The sequence below is a fragment of the Sphingopyxis sp. DBS4 genome, from assembly GCF_024628865.1.
Classification (GTDB): Bacteria; Pseudomonadota; Alphaproteobacteria; order Sphingomonadales; family Sphingomonadaceae; genus Sphingopyxis.
Window position 1 is genome coordinate 2,673,890 of record NZ_CP102384.1, and the last position, 26,760, is coordinate 2,700,649.

The 26,760-nt window shown below is 65.7% G+C and carries 25 protein-coding genes; 11 read left to right on the forward strand and 14 right to left on the reverse strand.

Going from position 1 to position 26,760, the window contains the following annotated elements:
- Positions 1 to 143 precede the first annotated feature (143 nt).
- The 6 genes from rplA to sugE all read right to left on the reverse strand — a co-directional run bounded on the left by rplA (position 144) and on the right by sugE (position 3,738).
- Positions 144 to 842 (reverse strand): 50S ribosomal protein L1, encoded by a 699-nt coding sequence (gene rplA, locus NP825_RS12750; protein WP_257543981.1) that lies wholly within the window; start codon positions 840 to 842, stop codon positions 144 to 146.
- A 2-nt stretch (positions 843 to 844) separates the two neighbouring features.
- Positions 845 to 1,276, reverse strand: coding sequence for a 50S ribosomal protein L11 (rplK, locus tag NP825_RS12755; protein ID WP_058808269.1), 432 nt, complete (start codon positions 1,274 to 1,276; stop codon positions 845 to 847).
- Positions 1,277 to 1,433: 157 nt separating this feature from the next.
- Positions 1,434 to 2,363, reverse strand: a complete 930-nt coding sequence (locus tag NP825_RS12760; protein WP_257543987.1) for an acyl-CoA thioesterase II — start codon at positions 2,361 to 2,363, stop codon at positions 1,434 to 1,436.
- Positions 2,364 to 2,454: 91 nt separating this feature from the next.
- Positions 2,455 to 2,991: a transcription termination/antitermination protein NusG gene (gene nusG, locus NP825_RS12765; RefSeq protein ID WP_242777348.1), complete on the reverse strand. Its 537-nt coding sequence runs from the start codon at positions 2,989 to 2,991 to the stop codon at positions 2,455 to 2,457.
- Between the two features lie 34 nt (positions 2,992 to 3,025).
- Positions 3,026 to 3,223 (reverse strand): preprotein translocase subunit SecE, encoded by a 198-nt coding sequence (gene secE / locus NP825_RS12770; RefSeq protein WP_257543992.1) that lies wholly within the window; start codon positions 3,221 to 3,223, stop codon positions 3,026 to 3,028.
- A gap of 194 nt (positions 3,224 to 3,417) precedes the next feature.
- On the reverse strand, positions 3,418 to 3,738 hold the full coding sequence (sugE, locus tag NP825_RS12775; protein WP_257543994.1) for a quaternary ammonium compound efflux SMR transporter SugE: 321 nt from the start codon (positions 3,736 to 3,738) through the stop codon (positions 3,418 to 3,420).
- A gap of 739 nt (positions 3,739 to 4,477) precedes the next feature.
- Here sugE and NP825_RS12780 point away from each other — a divergent pair.
- From NP825_RS12780 to NP825_RS12790, 3 genes are read left to right on the forward strand one after another with little or no spacing between them, the layout of a single operon-like run.
- The gene (locus NP825_RS12780) at positions 4,478 to 6,538 is read left to right on the forward strand and encodes a TonB-dependent siderophore receptor (protein ID WP_257543996.1); all 2,061 of its coding nucleotides are present in this window, start codon (positions 4,478 to 4,480) and stop codon (positions 6,536 to 6,538) included.
- A complete protein-coding gene (locus NP825_RS12785; protein WP_257543998.1) occupies positions 6,535 to 7,116 on the forward strand; it encodes a hypothetical protein in 582 nt (193 codons plus the stop codon). Before NP825_RS12780 ends, NP825_RS12785 begins: the two co-directional genes overlap by 4 nt.
- Positions 7,113 to 8,456, forward strand: coding sequence for a PepSY domain-containing protein (locus NP825_RS12790; protein WP_257544000.1), 1,344 nt, complete (start codon positions 7,113 to 7,115; stop codon positions 8,454 to 8,456). Before NP825_RS12785 ends, NP825_RS12790 begins: the two co-directional genes overlap by 4 nt.
- A 53-nt stretch (positions 8,457 to 8,509) precedes the next feature.
- Here the strand turns inward: NP825_RS12790 and NP825_RS12795 are convergent, their stop codons facing one another.
- Both NP825_RS12795 and NP825_RS12800 read right to left on the reverse strand, forming a co-directional pair.
- The gene (locus NP825_RS12795) at positions 8,510 to 9,805 is read right to left on the reverse strand and encodes an ATP-binding protein (protein ID WP_257544002.1); all 1,296 of its coding nucleotides are present in this window, start codon (positions 9,803 to 9,805) and stop codon (positions 8,510 to 8,512) included.
- Positions 9,802 to 10,518, reverse strand: a complete 717-nt coding sequence (locus NP825_RS12800; protein ID WP_257544005.1) for a response regulator transcription factor — start codon at positions 10,516 to 10,518, stop codon at positions 9,802 to 9,804. The genes NP825_RS12795 and NP825_RS12800 overlap by 4 nt, the downstream gene beginning before the upstream one ends.
- A gap of 156 nt (positions 10,519 to 10,674) precedes the next feature.
- On the opposite strand from NP825_RS12800, the gene NP825_RS12805 reads away from it, so the two are divergent.
- The 6 genes from NP825_RS12805 to NP825_RS12830 all read left to right on the forward strand — a co-directional run bounded on the left by NP825_RS12805 (position 10,675) and on the right by NP825_RS12830 (position 16,643).
- Positions 10,675 to 11,004, forward strand: a complete 330-nt coding sequence (locus tag NP825_RS12805; RefSeq protein WP_257544007.1) for a BA14K family protein — start codon at positions 10,675 to 10,677, stop codon at positions 11,002 to 11,004.
- Positions 11,005 to 11,070: 66 nt separating this feature from the next.
- Entirely contained in the window at positions 11,071 to 11,772 is a 702-nt protein-coding gene (locus NP825_RS12810) for a calcium-binding protein (RefSeq protein WP_257544009.1), read from the forward strand.
- 142 nt (positions 11,773 to 11,914) lie between these two features.
- Positions 11,915 to 13,318 (forward strand): efflux transporter outer membrane subunit, encoded by a 1,404-nt coding sequence (locus NP825_RS12815; protein ID WP_257544011.1) that lies wholly within the window; start codon positions 11,915 to 11,917, stop codon positions 13,316 to 13,318.
- Entirely contained in the window at positions 13,315 to 14,712 is a 1,398-nt protein-coding gene (locus NP825_RS12820; RefSeq protein ID WP_257544013.1) for an efflux RND transporter periplasmic adaptor subunit, read from the forward strand. Before NP825_RS12815 ends, NP825_RS12820 begins: the two co-directional genes overlap by 4 nt.
- Before the next feature lie 3 nt (positions 14,713 to 14,715).
- Positions 14,716 to 15,438 (forward strand): ABC transporter ATP-binding protein, encoded by a 723-nt coding sequence (locus NP825_RS12825; protein WP_257544015.1) that lies wholly within the window; start codon positions 14,716 to 14,718, stop codon positions 15,436 to 15,438.
- Entirely contained in the window at positions 15,435 to 16,643 is a 1,209-nt protein-coding gene (locus NP825_RS12830) for an ABC transporter permease (RefSeq protein ID WP_257544017.1), read from the forward strand. The genes NP825_RS12825 and NP825_RS12830 overlap by 4 nt, the downstream gene beginning before the upstream one ends.
- Before the next feature lie 41 nt (positions 16,644 to 16,684).
- On the opposite strand, the gene NP825_RS12835 is transcribed toward NP825_RS12830, so the two are convergent.
- The 4 genes from NP825_RS12835 to NP825_RS12850 all read right to left on the reverse strand — a co-directional run bounded on the left by NP825_RS12835 (position 16,685) and on the right by NP825_RS12850 (position 23,666).
- Positions 16,685 to 18,982 carry an arylsulfatase gene (locus NP825_RS12835; protein WP_257544019.1) on the reverse strand — a complete coding sequence of 766 codons (2,298 nt, stop codon included), beginning with the start codon at positions 18,980 to 18,982 and terminating at the stop codon, positions 16,685 to 16,687.
- Entirely contained in the window at positions 18,979 to 20,202 is a 1,224-nt protein-coding gene (locus tag NP825_RS12840) for a lipase family protein (RefSeq protein WP_257544021.1), read from the reverse strand. Before NP825_RS12840 ends, NP825_RS12835 begins: the two co-directional genes overlap by 4 nt.
- Positions 20,202 to 22,658 carry a TonB-dependent receptor gene (locus tag NP825_RS12845; RefSeq protein WP_257544023.1) on the reverse strand — a complete coding sequence of 819 codons (2,457 nt, stop codon included), beginning with the start codon at positions 22,656 to 22,658 and terminating at the stop codon, positions 20,202 to 20,204. Before NP825_RS12845 ends, NP825_RS12840 begins: the two co-directional genes overlap by 1 nt.
- 138 nt (positions 22,659 to 22,796) lie before the next feature.
- On the reverse strand, positions 22,797 to 23,666 hold the full coding sequence (locus NP825_RS12850) for an alpha/beta fold hydrolase (protein ID WP_257544025.1): 870 nt from the start codon (positions 23,664 to 23,666) through the stop codon (positions 22,797 to 22,799).
- Positions 23,667 to 23,747: 81 nt separating this feature from the next.
- Between NP825_RS12850 and NP825_RS12855 the strand changes: the two genes are divergently transcribed.
- Both NP825_RS12855 and NP825_RS12860 read left to right on the forward strand, forming a co-directional pair.
- Positions 23,748 to 24,467, forward strand: a complete 720-nt coding sequence (locus NP825_RS12855) for an SDR family NAD(P)-dependent oxidoreductase (protein WP_257544027.1) — start codon at positions 23,748 to 23,750, stop codon at positions 24,465 to 24,467.
- Positions 24,468 to 24,543: 76 nt separating this feature from the next.
- Positions 24,544 to 25,188, forward strand: coding sequence for a TetR/AcrR family transcriptional regulator (locus tag NP825_RS12860; protein WP_257544029.1), 645 nt, complete (start codon positions 24,544 to 24,546; stop codon positions 25,186 to 25,188).
- Between the two features lie 6 nt (positions 25,189 to 25,194).
- On the opposite strand, the gene NP825_RS12865 is transcribed toward NP825_RS12860, so the two are convergent.
- Positions 25,195 to 26,361, reverse strand: a complete 1,167-nt coding sequence (locus tag NP825_RS12865) for a transporter (protein ID WP_257544031.1) — start codon at positions 26,359 to 26,361, stop codon at positions 25,195 to 25,197.
- Positions 26,361 to 26,759, reverse strand: a complete 399-nt coding sequence (locus NP825_RS12870) for a Zn-ribbon domain-containing OB-fold protein (RefSeq protein ID WP_257544033.1) — start codon at positions 26,757 to 26,759, stop codon at positions 26,361 to 26,363. Before NP825_RS12870 ends, NP825_RS12865 begins: the two co-directional genes overlap by 1 nt.
- Between the last annotated feature and the right edge of the window lies 1 nt (position 26,760).

The following is a 26,760-nucleotide window of genomic DNA, read 5'->3' on the forward strand; positions in this document are numbered from 1 at the left end:
GCGTCTGCCCAGCGTCCGCAAACCTATTCGCTGTGCTGTCTCCCCATTCCATACCGGCGCAGCGGGAAGGCCCCTCCGCGGGCAGCCCATATGAAAAGGGCCGGAGTTTCCCCGGCCCTTTCCCAAATCGATGTCGGTGCCGATCAGGCGCCGGCGACGTCCGCCGTGTCGATCTTCACGCCCGGGCCCATCGACGACGACAGTGCGATCTTGCGGACATATTTGCCCTTTGCGCCGGCCGGCTTGGCCTTGACGATCGCGTCGACGAAAGCGTCGAAGTTCTGGCGGAGCTTTTCCTCGCCGAACGACAGCTTGCCGATGCCGGCGTGGATGATGCCGACCTTTTCGACGCGGAATTCGATCTGACCGCCCTTGGCGGCCTTCACGGCTTCGGCGACGTTCGGGGTGACGGTGCCCAGCTTCGGGTTCGGCATCAGGCCCTTCGGACCCAGCGTCTTGCCGAGGCGGCCGACGATGCCCATCATATCCGGCGTCGCGATGACGCGGCCATAGTCGAGGTTACCCGCGAGCATGTCTTCCATCAGATCTTCGGCACCGACTTTGTCGGCGCCGGCGGCGAGCGCCTTGTCGGCATTGTCGCCGCGCGCGAAGACCGCGACCTTGACGTCCTTGCCGGTGCCGGCGGGCAGCGTGACGACGCCGCGGACCATCTGGTCGGCGTGACGCGGATCGACGCCCAGGTTCATCGCGATTTCCAGCGTTTCGTCGAACTTGGCCGAGGCCAGCTCGCGCACCGTCTTGATCGCTTCGTCGACGCCGTGCAGCTTCAGCGCGTCGACCTTGCCCTCGAGGGCCTTCTGCTTCTTGGTCAGCTTGGCCATGTTCAGCCCTCCGTCACTTCGAGGCCCATCGAGCGGGCGCTGCCTTCGATGATCTTCGTCGCCTGTTCGATGTCGTTGGCGTTGAGATCCTTCATCTTGATCTCGGCGATTTCGGCGAGCTTCGAGCGTGCGATCTTGCCGCCGCTGATCTTGCCGGGCTCCTTCGAACCCGATTTCAGGTTCGCGGCCTTCTTGATCAGATAGGTCGCCGGGGGCGTCTTGGTGACGAAGGAAAAGCTCTTGTCGGCGAAGACGGTGATGATGGTCGGGGTCGGCGTGCCCTTTTCCATGGAATCGGTCGCGGCGTTGAATGCCTTGCAGAATTCCATGATGTTGACGCCGCGCTGACCCAGCGCCGGCCCGAGCGGCGGCGAGGGGTTGGCGGTGCCGGCGGGCACCTGCAGCTTGATGTAGCCGCTGATCTTCTTGGCCATGATGGCCTCCTTTCTTTCTGTCGCCCCGGACCACGATCCGGAGCTCAAAATAAGCGGTCGAACGGAAGGGCATCACCCCCTCCTCCCGCGCGGAATCACGCCCGTATCTGACGCGAAGCGGCGCCGTTAGCCGCAAACCGGCCGCAAAGCAAGGCTTTTAGCCCTGCGGAACCAGGCGGATCAGCCCTTCCTGCACCGCCGATGCGATCAGCGTGCCGTCCTGGCGATAGATGAGGCCGCGATTGATGCCGCGCCCGCCGCCGCCCCAGTCGCTGTCCATGACATAGACGAACCAGTCGTCGACGCGAATGTCGTCGTGGAACCACATCGCATGGTCGAGGCTGGTCGAGAACAGCCCCGGCTGGGTCCAGGTCAGTCCGTGCGGCACCATCGCCGACGACAGCAGGCCCATGTCCGACGCATAAGCGAGCAGCGCGCGATGGGTCAGCGGATCGTCGCCGACGGGGGCCGCGATGCGGAACCATTCATAATGCATCGTCGACGCGGCGCCCGCGGGCGGGCGGAAGCTGCGCACCTCGAACGGGTGGTTGGTCGCCATTTGCTCGAGCCGCGCGTCGTCGATCAGCGGATCGGCAGCGATCACGTCGCCGAAATCGCGGCATTGTTCGGGCGGAAGCAGTTCGGGCATCGGCGCCTGATGCGTCAGCCCCTGTTCCGGCGCCTGGAACGAGGCGGTGAGGTTGAAGATCACCTTGCCGTCCTGTCGCACGACGACACGGCGGTTCGCGAAGCTCCGCCCGTCGAAATCGCGGTGAACGCGGAAATGGAGCGGCTTCGCTTCGTCGCCGCCACGCAGGAAATAGGCGTGAAGCGAATGGACGACCTTGCCCGGATCGACGGTGCGTGCGGCGGCCACCATCGCCTGCGCAATCACCTGTCCGCCGAAGATGCGCTGACGCATCGGCTTTCTGAAGGCCGGAAAGGTAAACTCATCGGGCTCTTCGGCTGCTTCGAGGTCGAACAGCTTGACGACACGGCGCACGACGCGCTCGCGGTCGATCGAGGCGTGAATGGCGCGCGCGCGATCGGCACGCGCCTGAATCGCCTCGGGAGAGAGAGTTGTCACTAGGGGGCCCCTTTCCGTCATCCCGGCGAAAGCCGGGATCGCTCACGGTCACCCATGCCGCCAGCGGCCCCGGCCTTCGCCGGGACGGCGCTTATTTCATCCGTTCGACCTGCTCGAAATCGAGTTCGACCGGGGTTGCGCGGCCGAAGATCGACACGCTGACCTTGACACGCGCCTTGTCGAAATCGAGTTCCTCGACGACGCCGTTGAAGCTCGCGAACGGGCCTTCGAGCACCTTGACCTGATCGCCGATCTCGTAATCGACACGGATTTCGGTCTTGGGGCGCGCCGCGGCCTCTTCCTTGCTGTTGAGGATGCGCGCGGCCTCGGCCTCGCTGATCGCCTGCGGTTTGCCCATCGAGCCGAGGAAGCCCGTGACCTTCGGCGTGTTCTTGACGAGGTGATAGACATCGTCGGTCATCGTCAGCTTGGCGAGGACATAGCCGGGGAAGAATTTCCGTTCGGCCTGCACCTTCTTGCCGCGCTTCACCTCGGTGACGGTCTCGACCGGCACCTCGACCGATTCGACGAGCTGCGACAGCCCCATGCGCTCGGCCTCCGCGAGCACCGAATCGCGGACCTTGTTCTCGAAGCCCGAATAGGCGTGAATGATGTACCAGCGCGCCATGATGCGTGTCCCTTTTATCCCTGCGGTGCCGCGCTTAGCGCGCGAGCGACGTCAGCCAGCTGACGATGAATTTGAAAACCGAATCGACGCCGAAGAAGAAGAGCGCGAGGATGGTCGTCATGATCAGCACCATGATCGTCGTCTGCACCGTCTCGCGGCTCGACGGCCACACGATCTTGGTGGCTTCGGTTTTCACCTGGTTGACGAATTCGCCAATCTTGGGCCTCGCCATATCGATCGTCCTGTCCTTCAAGCGTCCGTGGGTTCCGGCCAGATGGGTTGCCGCCCCTGCCGCGTCAAGCGGGCTTTGGGCAAGTGTCCGCCCACCCTCCCCGGCGATGCCGGCGAAAGGCGGAAGGAAACGGCGCAACTGTCCGAATGGGCGGCCTTTACCCGCGCGCCCCGGCCTTGGCAAGCGATTGCGGCTCAGGCGGGCGCCGACAGCTTCATCAGCACCAGCCCCGACACGATCAGCAGCGCGGCAACGATCCGCATCGCGCTCGCGGTCTCGCCCAGGACCGCGATGCCGACCAGAAACGCCCCCACCGCGCCGATCCCGGTCCAGATGGTATAGGCGGTGCCCAATGGCAGCGATTTCATCGCCAGCGACAGCAAGGCAAAGCTCGCGATCATCGCGGCGATGGTGACGGCGGTCGGTCCGGGCCGCGTGAACCCTTCCGACTGCTTCATCGCGGCGGCCCAGACGACTTCGAACAGACCGGCGATGACAAGATAGATCCAGGGCATGTCAGCCTCCTTCGAGGACCCAGGCCCACGATTTACGGGTTCGAGGCGTCGAAATGGCGAAGAGATCGGGTTTGGGCGGGTGCAGCGGGTAGCATCGCTACCCGCAAGGCCGCGCAGGCCCGAGATCGAAGCCATTTCGGCGTCGCTTCGCGATTTGACCGATTTTGCCCATGGCTTCGTCGAAAAGTCTTGAAATATATTCATATTCCTTCGCCTTTCCTCCTCGCCCTGAGCAAAATCGCTTCAAACCTCGAGCCCGTAAATCGTGGGCCTGGGTCCTAAGCTGCCGGGCCGTCCCGGACCTGACACCCGCCCCGAAACCCGACGAGGCCGGCGGGGACGTGGCCCCTTTTTTGGCGCGATCCGGCGCGATGCGCACGCCTTCACAAATTCTTTAGATCGTCTTCAGGACATCCAAGTCAAGCGCCGATAGACCGGCCCCACCTCGCATCTCTCCATGCGACCCAGGGATGTGGGTAGCCCCGTCGCGCCATCGGCTCGGCGGGGTTTTTCCTGCACTCGTTTGTCCCGCGAAGGCGATCGCCACCCGGTCGGGGTGACCGGCCGCGCTTTCTATCGGCGCAGTCAGAGCGTCGCCAGCACAGCTCCCGCCCTCCAGCGCCCAGCGTATATGGTCCCCGGCCGCAACCGATGCATATTTCACGATGGACGTTGCTAATGAGATTGACTCGCATTAGTAGCCCTCGCGAATAGCAATCGAGCTCGAAGGGGGCCTTTCATGACAGCCGCGCGTTTCACCCTGCTGGTCTGCACCGCACTTGCAAGCGGGCAGGTTCTCGCCGAGGAGGCCGCATCGACGGCAGAGGAGTCGCAGGACCAGATCGTCGTCACCGGCTATGCGGGAACCAAGACCGATACCGCGTTGATGGAATTGCCGCAGCCGATCAAGGTGATCACCGCCGAACAATATGAGGCCCAGGGGGCGATCAACATCAGCGACACGGTGAAATATGCCGCGGGTGTCCTGGCCAATCCCTATGGCCGCGACACCCGCGTCGACGGCTTCAACGTGCGCGGCCTCGACGCGTTGCAGTTCCGCGACGGCATGCGCGACATCTTCTCCTATTATGCCAGCATCACTTCCGACCCCTATAATTTCTCGCGCGTCGAAATCGTGCGCGGCCCCGCCTCGGTGCTGTTCGGCCAGGGCTCGATCGGCGGCATCGTCAATCTCGTCAGCAAGACGCCCGACTTCGACACGCGCGGCGAAATCAACCTCGTCTATGGCAGCTATGACCGCAAGGAAGTGCTCGGCGACTTCAACCTCGCGCTCGCCGACAATCTCGCGGTCCGCTTCGTCGGCCGCGCGCGCGACGCCGACACTTATGTCGACCATGTGCCCGACGACCGCGTGATGTTCGCGCCCTCGATCCGCTGGCAGCCGACGCCCGACACCGACGTCGTGCTGACCGGCCTCTATCAGGAGGACGATACCGGCTCGACCTCGCAATTCCTGCCGATCGTCGGCACCTTCAGGCCCAACACCGTCGCCGGCGAACAACTCGATCGCTACACCTCCGTCGGCAAGGCCGGTTGGGACCGCTATGCCGGCCGTTCGCTGCAAGGCGGCGGATCGATCACGCATCGCTTCTCGGACAATGTGACGCTCAGCCTGAAGGCTCGCTATATCGACAGCGACCTCGAATATAACACCCATTATGCCGACAGCTATACGAACCCGCAGGATCCTTTCTCGGTCTACGGCACCAATGGGCGCACCATGCTCCTCATCGCCGACGCCAGCGACGCGCGGATGAACGTCTTCTCCACCGACAATAATCTCCAATTCAACTTCAACACCGGCGCCAATATCGAGCACAAGCTGCTGGTCGGTCTCGATTACAGCTGGAACAAGGTGCAAAAGCGCTATGCTGGCGGCTACGAACTCGTCGACCTCTACGACATCGATTATGATGCGCTACTGACCTATGATCCGACCGGCCCCTTCACCTCGGAAAGCCAGAAACAGCTTGGCATCTATGTCCAGGATCAGATTCGCTTCTATGACCGCGTCTCGGTCGTGCTCGGCGCGCGCCGCGACCGGGTCACCGGCTCGTCGGGCCAGAAGGACAATGCCACCACCTTCCGCGCCGGGATCATCGGCGAGATCGGCGCGGGCTTCTCCCCCTTCTTCAGCTATACCGAAAGCTTCCTGCCGGTCGCCGGTCGCATCGACAATGGCGACGGCAGCTTCGGCGATCCCTACCGGCCACAGACCGGAACGCAATATGAGGCGGGCGTGAAATGGCAGCCCGCACCCGGCACGCTCGTCACCGCCACCGTCTTCAAGATCAAGGAGCGCAATCGCGTCCTTTATCTGGCGGCCGGCGGCACGACCCAGTCGGGCGAACTCAACACCAAGGGTTTCGAGATCGAGGCCAGTCACACCCTGCCTGGCAATTTCGAACTGCTGGCCAACTATGGCTATGCCAAGCTGAGGTCGGAAACCAACACCAGCCTCGATTACATGCCGCGCCACACCGCGTCGCTCTGGTCGACCAAAAGTTTCGGCCTCGCCGATGAAGCCCGGCTGCGCCTGGGCGCCGGCGTCGTCTACAGCGGCAAGAGCATCTCGACCAGCGACGTCTGGTCGATCGTCACCCCGTCGCGCACGACGGTCGATGCGCTGGCGGAAATCAACTGGAACAGCTGGCGCTTCGCGATCAACGCCACGAATCTTCTGGGCAACAAATATTTCGCCTCCTGCCTCGCGCGTGGCGACTGCTTCATCGGCGCGCCGCGCAACGTGATGGCCACGGTCGGCTACCGCTTCCGGTGAGCGGCGCCTCGCCCCTCGTCTGGGCTGGCGCGGCGACCGCGATCCTCGGCGTGCTGCTGCTTCGCCGCGCCTGGGGCCTGCCCCGGCGCTCGGCGGCGCTGAACGGCGCGGCGTGGGCGCTGCTCCTTCTCGGCGCCGCGCTCGGTATCGCCGGCAACGGCGCGTGGGGCGCGGCCATGGTGTCGCTGTTCGGCATGGGGACAGCAGCGCTGCTTCTCGCCGGGGCCGCCGCGACCTCGCGGCCGGGCAAGACACGCGCGTCGGACCGCAAGGCACACATGCTCCCCGCGCAGGGCGAGCCGCGGCGGATCGGGCGCCGACTGCTGACCTTCCTCGTCACCGTGCCGCTCGCGATGCTCGTCTCGCTGCTGGTGGCGCTCGCCGCACGCGCGCTCGCGGCGCTCGGCGGCTGGGCGGAGGCCGACAGCAACGCGCTCACGCTGTTGCTGTTGCCGCTCCTCTGGGGCATCCTCGCCTTCGCACTGCTGATGATGCCGTGGCGGCGCACGCAGATTCTGTGGCTGCTGCTCCCCGCGGCGGCGAGCCTCGGGCTGATCTGGATCGGAGGGGCGGCATGACCGGACCGGTCGACAAGGGGATGGTGCAGCGAGCCCTTTCAGCGCACGCCGCGATCGGGCTGCTCGCCTCGGCGCTTCTCTATCTCGTTTGTCTGACGGGCACGATCGTCGTCTTCTATCAGGAATGGCAGCGGATCGAGCAGCCCGCGGCGCCCGAAATGGCGCGCATGGCGCCGGACGCGGTGCAAAAGGCGGTCGCCGCGGTCCTGGCAACCGAAAAGGGCAAGCCCGCGACGACGCATCTCTATGTCCATCTGCCCGTCCCCGACCTGCCGCGCGCGACGATCACGACCGACAGCCAGGCAGTCCACGTCGACGCGACCGGCGCGATAGCGGAGCCCGAAGGGAACGCCTGGTCCGAATTCCTGCTCGCGGTCCACTATTCGCTCAACATCCCCGGGCTCGTCGGCCTGATCATCGTCGGCCTGTTGGGGGTGATGATCGTCGCGCTGTCGCTGTCGGGCGTGATCGCCCACCCGCGCATCTTCCGCGACGCCTTTCGCCTGCGCGCGCGCGACAAGGAAGGGGTCGGGCTCACCGACTGGCACAATCGGCTAAGCGTCTGGTCGCTGCCCTTTGCACTCGCGATCGCGCTCACCGGCGCGATGATCGGGCTCGGCACGATCGGCACCTACGGCCTTGCCGCGAGCTTCTACAAGGGCGACGTCGAGGCAGCCTATGTGCCGATCTTCGGCGGCGAAGCCAAGCCCGACCCGCGCCCCGCTCCGCTCGCCGATGTCAGCGCGCCGCTTGCGTGGATCGCCGCCACCCATCCCGAGCTGCGCCCCACCTACATCATCCTCCACGACCCCGGCACGCGCGGCCAGCACGTCCAGCTCCTCGCCGAGCATCCGCAGCGGCTGATCTACGGCGAAAGCTATAATTTCGACGCAGACGGCCGTTTCCTCGGCGCGGTCGGGCTCGCCGACGGCCATCTCGGGCAGCAGATGGCCGCCTCGACCTACAATCTCCACTTCGGGAATTTCGGGGGGCTCCCGGTCAAACTCGCCTATTTCGGGCTCGGCCTCGCGCTCACGGTCGTCGTCGCGACCGGCACCTCGATCTGGCTCGGCAAGCGCGCGCGCCGCGGCCTTCACGAACCGAGGCTGCGCAGCCTGTGGGACGCGGTGCTGTGGGGCGTGCCGCTCGCGCTGACGCTCACCTTCCTCGCACGGGTGCTCGCCGGCAACGCCGCGCCGCTCACCGCAATCTTCTGGATCCTCACGGCACTGATCCTGCTTGCCGCCGCGATCCGCCCCGAACCACGCCCGAAGCGTCTTCTGCAAGGATTCTTCCTTGTCAGCCTGGTAGCCAGCCCGATCGCCGTGCTCGCGGGATAATCGCGCCTGTCTTGAGAGGGGAAGAAAGCGGACCTTTCCGTTCGCGCTTCCCCCTATTCGGAAGGCAATTTGGTGATCGGGATGCGGAGACGAACGACCAGGCCGCCCCCCTCGCGATTACTTGCCGCAATCGTGCCTCCATGAATGGCGATGCCGCGCTTTGCGATCGCCAGCCCCAAGCCGAAGCCCAGGCTTTCCTCGCTTTCCCTGGCGAACGGCTCGAACATCGCGTCGATGCTCGCTTCGTCTATTCCCGGTCCCCGATCGGCCACCAGGATACAATGGGCTCCGGCCTCCAGCCTGTAGTCCACCTCCACCGGATTTCCGGCCTCCGAAAACCGGATCGCGTTGCGAATGACATTGTCGATCGCCCGCCGGATCGTTTCGGCGTCCCCACGTATCGGCGGAGCATTGTCGATAGACGGCGTCTCTTCGCGCCGGACGATCGCAACGCCGTGCGAATCCGCCTCGAACCGCGCATCCTCCACCACGCTGTGCAGCACGCCGGCAAGGTCGAAATATTCATCTCCCTCGGCGGCAAGATGCTCGGATCGCGCCAGGCTGAGCAACTCTCCGACGAGCGTGTCGAGACGCGCCGCCTCGCGATCGATGCGCGCAAGGGACGCTTCCGTGCGTTCCGGCGACTGCCGCGCCAATCCGATGGCAAGTTGCAACCGCGCCAGCGGCGAGCGCAGTTCATGCGAGACATCATGAAGCAGCCGATCTCGCGCCGCAACGAGTTCCTCGAGCCGCTGCGCCATACTGTCGAAATCGCGGGCCAGGTCGGCGATCTCGTCGCGCCGGTTTCCGATGACCGGTGCCAGCCGCTCCGAAAGCCGCCCCTGCGCCAGCCGATCGAAACCCTTGCGAAGCCGGTTGATGGGCCGTGTCAGATATCGCGCCAGCACCGCCGCGAAGAACAATCCGCCGATCACGCCGAGCGCGAGCAATTCCATCGGCATGTTGAAGATATCGGTTCGGCGCGGCGCATCACGATACCAATAGTGGAGACGAAAGTCCTGGCGTCCCGGTCCGGCGACCTCGCGCGACAAGGATTTCGAGAACTCCGGCACCGGCGGGAGAGCCCGCCGGTTCTTTTCGACGAGTTGCAGGCGCACGCGCTGGCCATCGGGGAGCGAACGCGACAAATTTTCGAATCCTTCCCTGCCCGATCTTTCGACCTCGCCCCCGGCGGCGGACAGGAGCGTGGGGGCCATCTGTTCGACCATGAAACGCTCGGGCGGACGATCGTCGCGCCGCAACTGGAAAAGCAGCCAGACGCCTTGCGTGATCGCAAAGAACGTAAGCCAGAAAGCGAGCAATATCTTCCAGAACAATCCCGCCTTCACGGCAAACTCCGCAGGCGATAGCCGACACCGCGCACCGTTTCGATGCCGACCTGCCCGTTCGAGGCGCCTTCCAGCTTGTGCCGGAGATTGCTGATATGGACATCCACGCTGCGGTCGTAGGACTGGCGCGCGCGTCCCAGCGCGTGCAACGACAATTCGTCTTTTGTCCGCACCTCGTCGCCGGCGCGCAGCAGCGCGGCAAGCATGTTGAACTCGGTCGCGGTCAGTTCGATCGGCATCGCTTGCCAGCTTGCCCTTCGTTCGCCGACGCGAACAACCAGTTCGCCGGATTGCAGGGTCGATCCGCGCGGCGCTGCAAGCGGCGCCTGCCGGCGCAGGATCGCGCGAAGGCGGGCCACCAACTCTCTTGGATAATAGGGTTTCGCGACATAATCGTCGGCCCCGAGTTCGAGCCCGACCACGCGGTCGACCTGATCACCCTTTGCCGTAAGCATCAGCACCGGCAAATCGCTTGCCTGCCGGATCTGCCGCAACGCCTCGATGCCGCTCAGGCGAGGCAGCATGACGTCGAGCACCACCGCATCATAGTCGCCGGACAGGGCATGCGCGACACCCTCGGCGCCATTGAAGACGGTCTCGACCTCGAATCCTTCGCTTTCCAGATACTCACGCAGCATCGCACTGAGATCGACGTCGTCATCGACCAGCAGGATGCTCCGGACGGGGATATCCTCTTCCATCGCCCCGTGCATCGTTCAGTCGCGAGGGCCTGTCACCCCGTCTTTTCACAAATTTTACGTTCCGTTTGCGAACTCTTGACCCCGGCACGGCGCACGATCGGTCATATCGGTCGCATCCCCCCTCCGCCCGCCTCTCCAAGCGGGTCGGCCGTCAGAAGGAGTAGTGCCGTGAAGTTTCTGATCCATTGTGCCATCGGCGCGGCGATGATCGTCGCCACGCCATCGCTCGCCGCCGCGCAGCCCCGCGAGCCGCACAAAAAGGCGCAGCCGGCGCCCGCGCCGAAACAGGCATCGCCGGCCCGGCCGTCCGCCAATGAGCCTTATGGCCGTTGGGACAGCAGGTGGGGCAACCGGCCTTCGGCACCGCCGAAGCACTGGACCAAGAAAGGCGACTGGTATCGCCACGTCCGGGCCTGCCAGCAGAAATATCGCTCGTACAACGCGCGGACCGATACCTATCGGCCCAGCGCTGGAAAGACGCGTCGCTGCCCCCTTTGACGCGCTTTCCCCGGGCCGGGTGCGTCCCTGCGCCCGGCCCACATCTTCTTTGAAACAGAGTGGTCGATGAACAAGAGCCTGCTTCTCGTGCTTGCCATGCTCGTTGCGGCTCCCGCAAGCGCCCAGATGGGCGGCGGGGGCGGGCCGCCGGGCGGGGCGCCCTCCGCCGGTGGTCCGCCGGGCGGCGGGCCGCCGCGAATGAAGCAAATCAAGCCGGTCAATCGGTCGAGTTTCGACAAGATCGTAACCGGCATGTTTCGCGATGCCGATCCGAATCACGACGGCATCGTGACCATCGAGGAAATCCGGGCGATCGCCGGCGCGCGGCGCGATGTCCTCATCGCCAAGCGGTTCGAGCGGATCGACACGAACAACGACCGCGCGATCAGCCGCGACGAATTCTTCGCCTGGCAACATGGTCTCGGTTCGCTTGCGCAGTCGGAGGACGCACAGGCGATCGGCCACGGCGGTCTCGTCCCCGAGACGATCGAACCCGAATATGGCAATGAAATGGAAGCGCGTCTGCTTCTCGGCCTGATCGAACCGCTGAGCGCCGGTCTCGTCGCAAAGGCCAATCTGAACTATGATGCCGGCCTCTCGGTCGAGGAACTGCTCGCCTATGAAGGAAAGCGATTCGATGCCGCCGACCGTAACGGAGATGGCGCGATCTCGATGGACGAAGCGCGCCAGCCCGAAGGTCGGCTGCCCGGCGGCGTCCTCGGCCTGCCTCCCGGGCGTCCACCCGAACCGCCCGCAGGAAACCCCTAGTCTTGCGCCGCGAACATCCGTCACGGAAACGAAGTTTGCATTGCGGCGTTACCCGCTTGCGCGGCATTCGGAATGCCGTCGTGCGGCATGTCGATCGGAGGGACTGTTGACCGGGTCAGATCGAACCTATGCAAGCCTCCGAATGATCGGCCAACCGCGTTTGCTGGCAATCCTCGTCGCTTCGGCAACGCTCGCGGCCTGTGCTGTCGGCCCCGACTATCGCCCATCGACGCCCAGCGATCTCGGCGTGCCCTCGACCTATAGCGAGGGCCGCACCGCCGCGACCGATCCCGCCGAACTGGCGTCCTGGTGGCAACGCTTCAACGACCCCGTGCTCGACCAGCTCGTGGACCGCGCGATTTCCTCCAACCTCGATATCGCGCAGGCAAAGGCGCGTCTGCGTCAGGCCCGCGAAGCATCGGTCCAGGCAGGCGCCGACCTGCTCCCCACCGCCAGCGCGAGCGGAAGAGCCGGCCGCAACATCGACAGCAAGAGCGCCGACAGCAGCAGCTATGCGCTGGGAATCGACGCTGACTGGCAGGTCGACCTGTTCGGCGGCGGACGCCGCGCCGTGGAAGCGGCCCGCGCCGACGAAGCCGCGAGCGGCTACGACCTCGCCTCGGTACGCATCGCGATCATCGCCGAACTCGCGACCAACTATATCCAGCTTCGCCTCGCGCAACAGCAACTTGGCATCGCCGAGGATACGCTCCGCTACCAGCGCGACAATTATGACATCGCGCGCTGGCGCGTGCAGGCGGGTCTCGCTTCCTCGCTCGACGAGGAGCAGGCGCGCACCCAGCTCGCGCAGACCGAGGCGAGCCTGCCCGAGTTCCGGACAAGCATCCGCGGCGCGCTGGGCCGGATCGCGGTACTGACCGCTCAGGCCCCCGGCGCCGCGACCGCATCGCTCGAAACCGCCGCGCCAATCCCCGCGCCGCCGTCGGGCATCGCCGCGGGCTTCCCCGCCGACACGCTGCGCCAGCGCCCCGACGTCCGCTCTGCCGAGCGCGGCCTTGCCGCCGCCACGGCCCGCGTCGGCGTGGCGAAGGCGCAATTGCTGCCGTCGCTCAGCCTCAGCGGTTCGCTCGGGACAAGCGCCTTGACCACGGGCGGCCTGTTCGACGCGATCACCGGATCGCTGTTCGCGGGGATTTCGCAGATATTGTTCGACGGCGGCGCGCGCGCGTCGCAGGTCCGTTCGCAGCAGGCCGCGGTCGACGGCGCTTACGCCGCCTATCGCCAGACGGTGCTCACCGCGCTCGAAGATGTCGAAAATGCGCTCGTCGCGGTATCATCGGCCGACGAGCGCGGCCGGCAATTCGCGATCGCGCACGAAGCCGCGAACAACAGCGCGATTCTCGCGCGGCTGCAATATCAGTCGGGGCTCACCGACTTCCAGACGCTGTCCAACATCGAAACCTCGTTGCTCTCGTCGAGCAACAGCCTCGCCAGTTCGCAGGCGGCGCAAGCGCTTGCGGTCGTGCAGCTTTACAATGCGCTCGGCGGCGGATGGCAGACCATGGAGAATGGAAACGGCGAATGACCGAAGCACAGGCGGCGACGCAGAATCTCGACGAATTCCTGGGCGTGAAGCCCGAAAGCGCGTGGATGCGCCGCGGCAAATGGCCCGCCATCGCGCTGTTCACGGTCCTCATCCTGTTCGTCCTCTATCGCTGCTTCGGCCCTGCGGAAGCGGCCAGCTATTCGACGCAGGCGGCCGAGCGCGGCGCGCTGACCGTCACCGTATCGGCGACCGGCAACATCAAGCCGATCAACCAGGTCGACGTCGGCTCCGAACAGTCGGGGCTGATCACCCATGTCTATGTCGACGTGAACGACCGCGTGACCAAGGGGCAGCTTCTCGCCTCGCTCGATACCGCGCGCCTCCAGGATTCGGTCGTCCAGGCACAGGCGAGCGTCGCGGCGGCGCAGGCGAATGTCGGTGAGGCGCAGGCGACGCTCGCACAGGCGAATGCGACGCTGGCGCGGCAAGAGGAGGTGTCGCGCCTCTCGGGCGGTCGCGTTCCCTCGAAAACCGAACTCGATGCGGCGCGCGCCGATCAGAAGCGCGCCGTCGCCTCGCTCGCCGCATCGCGCGCGCAGGTCGCGCAGCAGCAGGCGGCGCTCGGCACCGCGCAGACAAATCTTTCCAAAGCCCGCATCTATTCGCCGGTGACCGGCGTCGTGCTGTCGCGCGACATCGAGCCTGGCCAGACCGTCGCCGCGTCGCTCAACGCACCGGTCCTCTTCACCATCGCCGAGGATCTGAGCCAGATGGAGCTGGAGGTGTCGATCGACGAGGCCGACGTCGGGCAGGTCAAGGAAGGGCAGGACGCGACCTTCACCGTCGACGCCTTCCCCGGCCAGCGCTTTCCGGCGAAGATCACACGGGTCAATGTCGGATCGAACAGCAGCGGCAGTTCCTCCTCCTCTTCGTCGTCCTCCTCATCGACGACGAGCAGCAGCAGCGGAACGGTGGTTGCCTATACGGCCATCCTGTCGGTCGACAATGCGAAGCAGATTCTGCGCCCCGGCATGACCGCGACCGCCGACATCGTGACGATGAGCAAGAAGAATGTACTGCTCGTCCCCAATGCGGCGCTCCGCTATCGCCCCACGACCGAAGGGCAGAGCACCGATTCCTCGAAGGGCGGGATCACCAGCGCGCTTGTCCCCCGCGGGCCGCGGCGGAGCGGCAATCGCGCGGAACGGAGCGTCACCACCGATCGCGGCGCGCAGCAGACCATCTATGTCCTCGGCGCCGACGGTCAGCCGCAAGCCGTGCAGATCACCACCGGCGACACCAATGGGACGCTGACCGAGGTCGCGTCGGGCAAGCTCAGCGCCGGCATGAAGGTCCTCACCGGACAGCTTTCCGACGGGAGCGCTGACGCGTCCGCAAGCAGCGGGCAATCCGGAGCCCGGAAGGGCGGCTGAGCGATGGCCGAGCCGATCATCCGCCTGTCCGGCATCACCAAGACCTATGGCGAGGGGCCGACCGCCTTTCAGGCGTTGAAGGGCGTCGACCTCGACATCATGGCGGGCGATTTCATCGCGGTGATGGGGGCTTCGGGCTCAGGCAAGTCGACGACGATGAACATATTGGGCTGCCTCGACGTGCCGACGCGCGGCTCCTATCTGTTCCGGGGCCACCATGTCGAGGCGCTGACGCGCGACCAGCGCGCGCTGCTGCGGCGGCGATATTTCGGTTTCGTGTTCCAGGGCTTCAACCTGCTCGCGCGCACCAGCGCGCTCGAGAATGTCGAGCTGCCGCTTCTTTATCGCGGCGATCCGAAGGCCGAACGCCGCGACGCCGCGCTGGCGGCGCTTGACAAGGTGGGGCTCAAGGACTGGTGGGACCACACCCCCGCCGAGCTGTCGGGCGGGCAGCAGCAGCGCGTCGCCATCGCGCGCGCGATCGTCACCCGCCCCGATGTGCTGCTCGCCGACGAACCGACCGGCAATCTCGATTCCGAACGCTCGATCGAGATCATGGAGCTCTTGTCGGAGCTCAATCGCGACAGCGGCATCACCGTGCTGATGGTGACGCACGAGCCCGACATGGCCGAGTTCGCCCACACGCTGGTGCATTTCAAGGACGGGCTGGTCGAGAGCATCGAGGTCAACGCGGCGTCGCGCAGCCGTATGGAACCGCAACCATGATCGGCACGACCCTGCTCCTCGCGCTGCGCTCGATCCGCCGTCACATGCTGCGCTCCTTCCTGACCGTGCTCGGCATCGTCATCGGCGTCGCCGCGGTGGTGACGATGGTGACGCTCGGCAATGCGACGACCGCCGCGGTGCAGAGCCAGATATCGGCGCTCGGCACCAACATCCTCCAGATCCGCCCCGGCCAGGGCTTCGGCCGCGGCGGCGGCGGTCCGCGTCCGCCCGATTTCGAGATGGCCGACTTGGGCGCGATTGCGCAGCAGATCGCCGGCGTCACCGCAGTGGCGCCGCAGGCGCAGACCAGCGGCACCGCCATCTACGAAGGCGCCAACTGGTCGACGACGGTGAACGGCACCACCGACGCCTATTTCACCGTGCAGCCGTGGCCGCTGGTCGAGGGCCGCACCTTCACGCCCGCCGAGGAGGAAGCAGGCAAGGCGGTGTGCATCATCGGCAACACCGTGCGCCAGAACCTGTTTCGCGGCGGCAGCGCGGTCGGCGCGCGCTTCCGCATCAAGGGGGTGAGTTGCGACGTAATCGGCGTGCTCTCGACGCGCGGCCAGGGCGGTTTCGGCGGCGACCAGGACGATATCGTCATCATGCCGGTGAAAGCGGTCCAGCGCCGCTTCACCGGCAACCAGGACGTCTCGGTGATGCTCGTCGGCGTCGACCAGAGCTTTTCGACCGAGCAGGTGCAGGCATCGATCACCGACCTCTTGCGCGAGCGACGGAAGATCACGGGCGGCAAGGACGATAATTTCAACATCTTCGACACCAAGCAGATTTCGGACACGCTGACCGGAACCACGACCCTGCTGACGCGCATCGTCGCGGCCGTCGCGGCGATCTCGCTGCTCGTCGGCGGGATCGGCATCATGAACATCATGCTGGTGTCGGTCACCGAGCGCACGCGCGAGATCGGCATCCGCCTCGCGATCGGCGCGGTCGCACGCGAGGTGCTGATGCAATTCCTCGTCGAGGCGATCGTCCTCTCGTGCCTCGGCGGCCTCGCGGGCCTCCTCATCGCGCAACTCGCGATCGCGATCCTGTCGCCCGTCATGCAGGTGAGCTGGATGTTCGACGCCCAGATCAACATTATAGCCTTCGCAATCTCGGCGGTGATCGGCGTCGTGTTCGGCTATTTCCCCGCCAGGCGAGCGGCGAGCCTCAATCCCATCGACGCGCTGAGGCATGAATAGCCCCACAAGGCGCGAGGGAAGCGTTAAATCGTCACTGCGGATTAGCGCTGCGGCGATGAAACGACGAAGCTGGTCTCGCCGATCTTGCCGTCGAACGGGAAAGGCGCGTCGATGCCGTCAAGGACGGTGGTGCCCGGATCGGACCCGATGTCGAACGTCTCGTTCCCCGAAAAGAGGAAGACGGAGAGCGCACCCTGGAAAGGTGACGTGGCGACATCCTTGCCGTCGACACTGATCGTCGCGCGCGCTTCCTCGGGGCCGATCCGGTCGAAGCGGAGGCCAATTTCGGATTTTCCGGTCAGCCTGCCGGGTGCCGCGAGGCGCGACAGCTTGCCGTCCATCGTCCGCAGCGCCAGAATGGGGACGCCCTCGCGCAGATAGAGACCGAGGCCGCCGAACCGGCCCCCCATCGCCATCAACGTCCCGTTGCCGCGCTGCCCCGGATCGACGGCCATCGTCATCGTGAAGCTGTGGGTGTGGATCGGCGGAGCGAGCGCTTCCGGAATCCGGCTCACCCGTCCCTGATAGCGGAACAGGCCGCCGGTCTCGGCCAGCCGGCGCTCCGCCTTCGCGGCCATCAGCCGCTGCGCCGCCCCGGTGTTGGTCAGCGGGTAGACGTTATATTTCCTCGCTTCGCGGTCGAACAGGCGCTGGAGTTCGGCCAGCTTTCGCGGATTCTGCGCGGCGAGGTCATGCAGTTCGTTGAAATCGCGCCGCTGGTCGAAAAGCTGCCATCCCTGATCGGTGATCGGAGGCTGCTTCTTGAAATCCCAGGTCTGCAGCCGGTGCGGCATGACCGCCTTCCAGCCGTCCGCCCAGATGGAGCGATTGCCGTACATTTCATAATATTGGACTTTTTTGGCGTCCGGCGCATCCGCATCGGCGAAGCTATAGGTCAGCGACGTGCCGCTGATCGGTTGCTGACGGACGCCGTTGACGATCGCCGCGGGCCTTACGCCGGCGGCTTCGAGAAGCGTCGGCATCACATCGCTGATATGGGCATATTGGCGGCGGACCTCGCCATGCGCCGCGATCCCCCTTCGCCAGGCGACGATCAGCGGAACGTGGATCCCGCCCTCAAAGGCCGTCTGCTTGTAATAGCGGAAGGGCGTGTCGCCGGCGACGGCCCAGCCGACGGGATAAAGCGGATAGGTGCCGCGTCGCCCCCATTCGTCGATATGCGCCAGATTCTCGTCGACCGTGGCGAAGCGCCCGTTCGCCATCAATTGCTCGCTATAGGTGCCCGACACCGCGCCCTCGCCGCTTGCGCCATTGTCGGAAGTGACGACGATGATCGTGTTGTCGAGTTCGCCCTGTGCCTCGAGCACATCCAATATCCGCCCGAATTCATGGTCCGCATGGGCGAGCTGCGCGGCAAAGGCCTCCATGGCGCGCGCATAGAGGCGGCGTTCGTCCGCCGAAAGTTCGGCCCAGGGCTTCATGCCCTCGGGTCGCGGCGGGAGTTCCGCGTTCGCCGGCACCAGCCCCAGCGCTTTCTGCCGCGCGAGTATCCTTTCCCGCGCAACGTCCCATCCCTCGTCGAATTTGCCGCGATAGCGCGCGAGCCATTCGTCGGGCGCATGGTGCGGCGAATGCCCGGCGCCGGTGGCCCAATAGAGGAAGAAGGGAGCCCGCGCGCCTCCTGCCGCCTGCCGCGCGCCGATCATCGCGATCGCCCGGTCGGCCATGTCGCTGCTCAGATGATAGGCGGGATCGGCCGGAAGCGGCGCAGGACTGTGGTCGCTCCACAGCAGCGGCGCGAAATTGTCCGCATCATAGGAAAGGAAGCCGTAGAAGCGATCGAACCCCTGCCCGCTCGGCCAATAGGTGAAAGGGCCGGCGGCCGACGCGTCGCGCGGCGGCAAATGATCCCATTTGCCGACAGCGAAGGTTTCATAGCCCGCCTGGCGGAGATTTTCGGCGATGGTTCCGGCGCTGCGCGGGACGAGCGCGTCCTGCCCCGGAAAGCCGATCGCCATCGCCGAATGCCCGCCGACATGAACTTCGTGCGAATTGCGCCCGGTCAGAAGAGAGGCGCGGCTCGCCGAGCAGATCGGGGTCGAATGATAGTTGGAATAGCGCAGCCCCATCGCCGCCACGCGGTCGATATTGGGGGTATCGACGAGGCCGCCATAGGACGACAATTGTCCGAAGCCGGTATCGTCGATCACCCAGACGAGAATGTTCGGAGCGCCCTGTCGCGCCGCGGGCCGCACCACGGGCCCCTCCACCGACGTGTCGATCGTCCGGCCAATCACCGCCTGCCCGGCAGCGGCCGGCACCGCGGCGACGACGGCCGTAGCGGCCAGTGCGAGCCAGGGCAAACGCTGGACCTTCATGAAGCCCGACAGGTCGCAGCAACGGGAGTGCCACCGACCGCCGCCCTGGCAAAGCCGATGGCGTCGGCGGCGGCCGCGTTCACGACGCCCGAATGGTCCTTGTCCTTGTAGATGCGGGCCTCGACCGTGTTGCCGCGGCTGCACAGGTCATTGACCAGCGTCAGCGTCGTCATCGGCAGCGCGGCGGTGTCGGCCGATCCGATCCCGAAGAACAGCGGCATGCCGAAGGTCAGCGACGGAAAGGATCGCAGGTCGACATCGGTATCCCAGAGCGTCTTCAACATACCGGGCCGAAAGGTACGTGCCGGATCGAGCCCCTTGTCGGCGGCTTCCTGCATCAGTTCGGGCAGGCAGGCGCTGCCGACATGGGCCTCCAGTTCGCGGCCCTGCGGCGTGAATATCTCGTCGGCCGACAAATCCGGATGGATACGGCTCAGTTCATAGCCGATCATCGCATAGGCGCCGGTGACCATGACGTCGGTCGCGCTCGAGGCAAGGCCGCTTTCGATCGCGGCTTTCGACAGATTGGGCGCCCCCGTCGCCACGACGCCGCGGATCGCGAGATCGGGCGCATAGGCGGGTGCATAACCCACAGCGGCGACGACCGCCCCCGCGCCCTGCGACTGCCCGGCGAGGATAACCCGGTTCGCCGCATGATAGCGCGGCGTGGCGAGCAGCGCCCGCGCGCTGTCGATCAGGCTGTAGGAATGAGCGCGATAGTTGGAATAGGGATGAATCCCCGGCGTCCCCAATCCCTGATAGTCGCTGGCCACCACGATGAAGCCGCCGCTCAGCCAGCTCGACAGATATTGGCTGTCGCGCGCGCCGCGCGGCCGGGCCGACGGCGCGCAGATGTCGGCGATGCCTGTGGTGCCGTGCGCCCACGCCATGATCGGCCATCCGCCGGCCGGCGGCTCGCCCTTCGGCACGAACACCGCGGCGGATACCGCAACGACGCCCTTGTCGGTAATGCCGTCACGCGCCGTGTAGAGGATGCGGACCGCTTTCGCCGCGCCGGGCACCGAATAGTCGCCGGGCAGCGGCTCTTCGGCGACGATGACGCCCGGATCGGCGGGGAGCGCACCGCGCCAGTCATAGAAAACCGGAAGACCGCCGTCGCCGACATCGCTCCCGCCGGGGGCAGCGCGAAGCGCGGGCGACAGGACCATCGCCGCCGCCAGCACCACGGCGACGCGTGGCGACGCCCGCCCCCGCCGCATCAGAATTTCACCGACGCTTCGAGATAGATTTCGCGCGGATTGTCGACGAAGGCCGACATGTCGGCGAGCACGCCCGGCCCCGTGGTGCCCGTGCCGGTGCCCCCGGCGAACGGAATGTCGGAGCCGCCGGTCACGACATATTTGTTGCCGAGGTTGCGGCCGATCAGCGCAAGGCTCCAGCGCTTGTCGGGGCCGTTGAGCCGCAGCGACGCGTCGAATTTGGTGAAGCTCTTTTGCACCGCGTCGGGACGCAACGTGTCCGAGAAATTATATTTGGAGCTGTAGCTCACGTCGCCGTTGAGTTCGAGCGACCAGCCCGACGCCGACAGCGGCACCTCATAGCCCGCGCCGAGCCGCCCCGCCCAGCGCGGCGCCTTGGGCGGCGTCCGGCCGTCATAATCCTGGCTTGTATAGGCCGAATCCGGATCGGCCGGATTGGACTGGAGCAGGTTGCACCCCGCTGCAATCGTCTGGCCAGCGTAGCATTGGCCGATATAGTCGCTGTACTGCGCGTGGTTATAGGCAAGCGCGCCGCGGAGCGAGAAGCCGCCCGAGCGCCAGTTGAAATCGCCCTCGACGCCTTTCACGCGCAGCGTGCCCGCGTTGGCGACGACCTGGCCGATCGTCACCGGATCGAAATTCTGCACCTGCAGGTCGAGATAATCGTAGAGATAGGCGGTCGCGTTGAGCGAGAGCGCGCCGCCGAGCAGGATGGCCCTTGCCCCTGCTTCGCCGCCCCGTGCCCGTTCGGCGCCGAACTGACCCGCCGCGACGCTGGCGGCGGGGGTCAGCGACTGCGAAATGTTGAAGCCGCCCGATTTGAAGCCTTCCTTATAGGCGGCATAGAAGGTCAGGTCGCGCGAAGGCTTGTAGCGCAGCGTGACCTGCGGCGACACGTCGCCCTCGCGATAGCGATCTTCGAGCGGCGGAAGGTTCGACGGAAAGGCCGTCGCGAAAGCCGCATGTGCCGGCAGCGCCCGCTGATAGGAATCGCGCGATTCATAGCTCCAGCGCGCGCCCGCCGCGAGTTCGATCGCTTCGGACAGATTGGCCGTCACCTCGCCGAACGCCGACATCGAACTGCCGCTGAAGCCATTGTCGCGCTTGAAGGTGACATAGGTGCCGCTGGACGGATCGATCGGCACCGGGAAGATATAGGCGTCGGTGTTGAAGATGAACTTGTTGCTCGACGCGAACAGCCCGAACAGCACGTTGACCGGCCCGTCCCATTTCGACTGGAAACGCAGCTCCTCGGCGGTCTGGCGATAGTCGGCGAGCTGCGAGAAGCTCGCCGGATAGGCTTCGCCGGACACATTGTTGAGGTCGGTCTGCTTGAAGCGGTAATAGGAGGTGATCGACGTCACGTCGAAGACGTCGCTGGTCAGCGTCGCGGTCAATATGCCGTAGCCCGACTTGAGACGCGAATACATATGCCCGTCCCCGGCGTAGCGGTAATTCGCTTCGGCCACCGCGACCGGCAGGGTCGAGCTATCCGAGCGGCCGTTGATCGCGCAATCGGCGTTGGGGCTGGGCGGGATGCCGTTCGCGGCGAAGGGCGTCGTGCGGCCGCTGCCGCAAATACGCTCGATCAGGTCGGTCGGCCCGCCGTCCTTCTGATCGGTATAGCCCGTCTTGAGCTGAAAGCTCAGGTTGGGCGCCGCGTCCCATTCGATCGTCGCACGGCCGCTGTAGGTGCGGCCGCCGCCACGATATTTGCTGTTGCGGTGCCGTTCCATGCCGAGCGGGTCGAGATAGGTTTCCGCAGCGGTGTTGGTGAAGGCGCCCTCGCTGTCCGAGAGACGGAACGCCAGGCGCGCGCGAAGCGTGTCGGAGAGCGGGCCGGAGATATAGCCTTCGCCATATTTCTCCTTTGCCTCGAAGCCATAGCCCGCCTTGAAGCCCGCCTCGAAAAAGTCCTTCGGGCTGTTGGTCGTGACCGAAATCAGGCCCGCGGTCGCATTCTTGCCGAAGAACAGCGCCTGCGGCCCCTTGAGCACCTCGACCCGCTGGACGTCATATTGGCTGAGGCTGATCTCGCGGCCGCGGCTCATCGGCATACCGTCGACGACAAAGGACACCGATTGATCAAAGCCGGCGCTGAGCGCGGTCGAACCGACGCCGCGCAGAAAGATGCTGGCCGAAGAGCCGGAGGCCGCCTTGCCCGCAACCATCGTCGGAACGAGCGAGGCCATATCGGTAAATTCGGTGACCGCATAATTGTCGAGCGCCGCACCGCCGAGTGCGGTGATCGCGACCGGCGCGTCGATCAGCCGTTCGTCGCGGCGGCGCGCGGTGACGATGATCTCGCCCTCGGTCGGGGCGCTTGCCGTCTCGTCCGCAGGTGCCGCTTCGGTCGCGGCGCTTTGGGCATGGGCGGGAAGCGCCGTCCCGGCGGCGGCGATGATCGACGCCAGACAGGCGTGGCGAATAGCGCGAAGCGAAGCACTGCGGTCCATGACGAGTCCTCTCCAAAACGGGCCGTCATCCTGCGGCCTTGCGCAATAACCTATCCTCATTAGATTTAATGTCAATCGAGAAAATTAACGCCGTAAGGTTTTAGGGATTTTCCGATAAGACCATGAATCCAATTGCCTTTATGGTGTCGATCGGGCTTCTGCCGACAGCATTTTCCGGGCAAAGGCGATCACGCCGTCGTTGAAGGCATCGTTGCGGTCGCCGGCGATCATATGCCCGGCCCCCGCCACGTCGAGCAGTTCGAGCCGCGGCACGATGCGCCGAAAGGCGGCGATGCCGGCGTCGCTGACGACGTCGCTGGCAAGGCCGCGCACCAGGAGCACCGGCAGGTGCGGCAGACCGGCGAGCGACCGCGCCGCGTGCTGAACAACGCCATGATGATGTTCGGGAGCGTCGGCGATGATTCGCGGATCCCAATGCCAGAGGAATCGCCCATCCGTCCCCAGGCGGAGATTCTTCATCAGACCGCTGCTGTCCGCCGATGCCTTGCGCCGGGGATTATAGGCCGCGACCGCCGCGGCGGCGGCGTCGATGGTGGCGAAACCGCCCAAATGGTCGCGCATGAAGGAGACGATGCGGTCGATGCCGCGCGGATCGGGCTGGGGCACGATATCGACAAGCACCAGACCGGCCGGACGGAGTCCGCGATCGATCGCGACGATCGATGTCGCCCCGCCCAGCGACGCGCCGACGAGCAGGAAGGGCACATCGAGATCCGACGCGATCGTCGCCAGGTCGTCGGCGCGGTCGGTCAGTTGATAGGCGCCTTCGGGCGACCAGTCGCTCTCGCCATGCCCCCGCGCGTCATAGTTGACGACCTGAAACCCTTCGGCGAGCAGCCGCTCGACCGCGCGGCTCCAGCTATGCCGCGTCTGCCCGCCGCCATGGAGCAGAATGACCGCGGGGGCATCCGCGCTGCCGCCGCGGTCGGCAACCAGCCTGACGCCATCGCGGGCAACAAAGACGGTTCGCTGCAAGTCGCTGGTCATGGCCTGTCCTCTCCTGCTTGCCAAAAGCCTGCGCCTCGCGTTATCTAACGTCAATAGTTTTATAAGATCGGGAGAAACAGGATGATCCGGTTCGATTTTCACGGCAGGCGCGTGCTGGTGACCGGCGGCACACAGGGGATCGGCCTGGGCATCGCCGAGGCTTTCGCCGACAGCGGGGCCGATGTGATCGTGACCGGAACGCGGGCGGGCGCGGGCGAATATCCGGACGATCTGTCGCGCTTCGCCTATGCACAGGCTTGCCTCGACCGGCCCGCCGACCGCGCCGCACTCGTCGAGGCCGCGGGTGCGATCGACATTCTCGTCAACAATGCCGGCCAGGCGCACCCCGACGAATATTCGATGGAAGGCTATGGCCGCGTGATCGAGGTCAACCTTAACGCCGCCGCCGAACTCTGCTATCTCTTCCATCCGGTCCTGCGCGACCGCGGCGGCGCGATCGTCAACGTCGGCTCCTGCGCCAGCTTCATCGCGATCGGCCATGCGCCGGCCTATACGGCGAGCAAGACGGGCCTGTTGGGATTCACCCGTGCGGTCGCGGACCAGTGGGCGCGCGACGGCGTGCGCGTCAACATGATCGCCCCCGGTTTCATCGAGACGCGCATGACCGCGGGCGTCCGCGCCGACGAACGCAAGGCGGGCAATACATTGCGCGCGATCCCCCTCCGACGCTTCGGCAATCCCACCGAGGTTGCCGCCGCAGCGCTGTTCCTCGCCTCGCCCGAGGCATCTTACATCACCGGGCAGAGCCTTGTCATCGACGGGGGCCTGATGCTGCGGTGAGAGATAAACCGACTCCTTTTAGGCTGGCACTTGCGCGCCGCTGCTGCCATGAGCGGCCGAAACAGGGGAAATCCTTTTGGCACGACCATCCAAACCGCTGATCTCGCGCAGCAATGCCGCCGAAGCCGCGCTCGAGGTTATCGACGAACATGGGCTGGAAGCCCTGAGCCTCGGTCTCGTTGCAAAGAAGCTCGGCGTCCGTCCGCCGTCGCTCTATCATCATTTCAAGGACAAGTCGGAACTGCTTCAGGAAGTCGCGCGGATCATGCTCGTGCGCATCACGCTGATGGACAGCGGTGATGAATCCTATGAGGAGCGCATCATCGACATCTGCGTCTCGACGCGCCGTGCGATGCTCAAGCATCCCAACGCCGCGCCGCTGATCCTGCGCTATTTCCCCAAGCATATGCTGCTGGCCGCCTATGACCGGGCGGCGCGCGACGAACCCTTTCCGACATCGATCCAGCTTGTCGTGATCGAAGCGATCGAACGGCTGACCTATGGCACCGCGCTGTTTGAGGCGGCGGCGCGCGCCCGCGGCGTCGCGCCGATGCCCTTTGTCGATCCGGGCAAATATCCCAATCTCGCCAAGGCGATCGCCGACAGCCCGTTCGACGATGAGGAACTGTTCGTCGAATCGCTCCGCATCTTCCTGACCGGGGTGCGCGCACGCCTCGATCAAGGCACGGTCGGCAAGTCGCTCAAACCCGCGACGGCCTGACGGGATTCACGGCACCTCGTTTCCGAAGATCGCCGAGCTGACGGTCGGCGCGCCGGGGCCGCCTGCGAGCAGGCATGTCCGGGCGCCGGGCACCGGATTGGCGGACTCGCCGCGCAATTGCTTCACCGCCTCATAGGCGGTGCCGATGCCGTGGATGAAGCCTTGCGCGAAATTGCCGCCGCCGGTGTTCACCGGCAGCGTGCCCGTCGGCGCGATCAGATTGTCGAAGCGGACGACCTCGGCGACATTCTCATAGGTGCAGAAACCGTGGTCGATCAGCGAAGCGACGCCCTGCGCGCTGAAATTCTCATAAAGCTGGACGACGTCGATGTCGGCGGGCGACAAGTCTGTCTCGGCATAGAGCCGCCGCGCGATCGGACGGAAACCCGCGGTCGGATAGAGCGCTTCGTCGTCATTCTCGAGCAGATCCCCCCACCCTTTTTCGGCGCCGTTTGCGCAGCCGAGCAGATAGACGGGCGGCTTCTTCAGGTCGCGCGCGCGCGCGGCCGACACCATCAGGAACGCGGCGGCGCCGTCATTCTCGCGACTGCAGTCGAACAGGCGGAACGGTTCGGCGATCCAGCGCGAACTCCGCATCTCTTCCAGATCGAGTTCGGTCCCATAGGCCACCGCCTCGGGATTGCGCGATCCGTGATAATAGGAGGCGCGGACCAGTTCCTCGGCGACCGATCGCGGCACGCCATGATGTTCGTACATGCGGTTGGCACGGATCGCGCAGACCTGCGCCGGCGCGACGATCCCCGCCGCGAGCATATGATCGTTGAGATGGTGCGCCATCACCGCCGCCGACAGGCGCCCGCTCGATCCCTCGACCAGGGCGCGGAAGATGACGACCGCGCTCGCCTGCCCCGACAGAATCGCCGCCGCGGCGAGCCCGAAGGCGCCGGCGACACCGCCGCCGCCCCCGCCCCAGACGACGCTCGACCATTTGAGCTCGCGCGTGCCGAGCGCCGGCATCAGCCGCACCGGCTCGTTCTTGTCGTCGCCGTAGGAGACGAAGCCGTCGACTTCGGCCGGATCGAAGCCCGCATCGGCGCAGGCGGCGCGGATCGCCTCTGCCAGCACGCCCTGCTCGGGCAGCGGCGAGGCGCCGCGCCGATACTGGCGCATTCCGATGCCCGCGACTGCGGTGGTTCCATAAAGCGGATGCATCAGCCGCGGCTCCAGATGATCGTGGGAATGTCGCGGCCTTCGACGCGCGTCGCGCCGATCCGGCCCGTAATCGCCTCGCCGATCAGCGGGTCGATCTGGTCGGGATCGTCGAGGCGTCCGAGCAAGCGGATGCCGCAATCGTCGACCGTCGCGACGATCGAGACGAACGGCAGGTCGAGGCTTTCGGTGAAGCCGAAGCGGTGCCACGTCCGGGTCCAGGAAAAGATGGTGCCCGCCATCGCCCGCTCGGTCCATTGGATCTCTTCGCTGCCGCACGTCCCGCAGCGGCTCAATGCGGGCCACAACCATTCGCCGCAGCCGCCGCAGCGCGGGAGCAGCAGCACCCCATCGGCCAATCCGTTCCAGTAGGGCGCATCGGCGCCGTCGTTGATATTCATC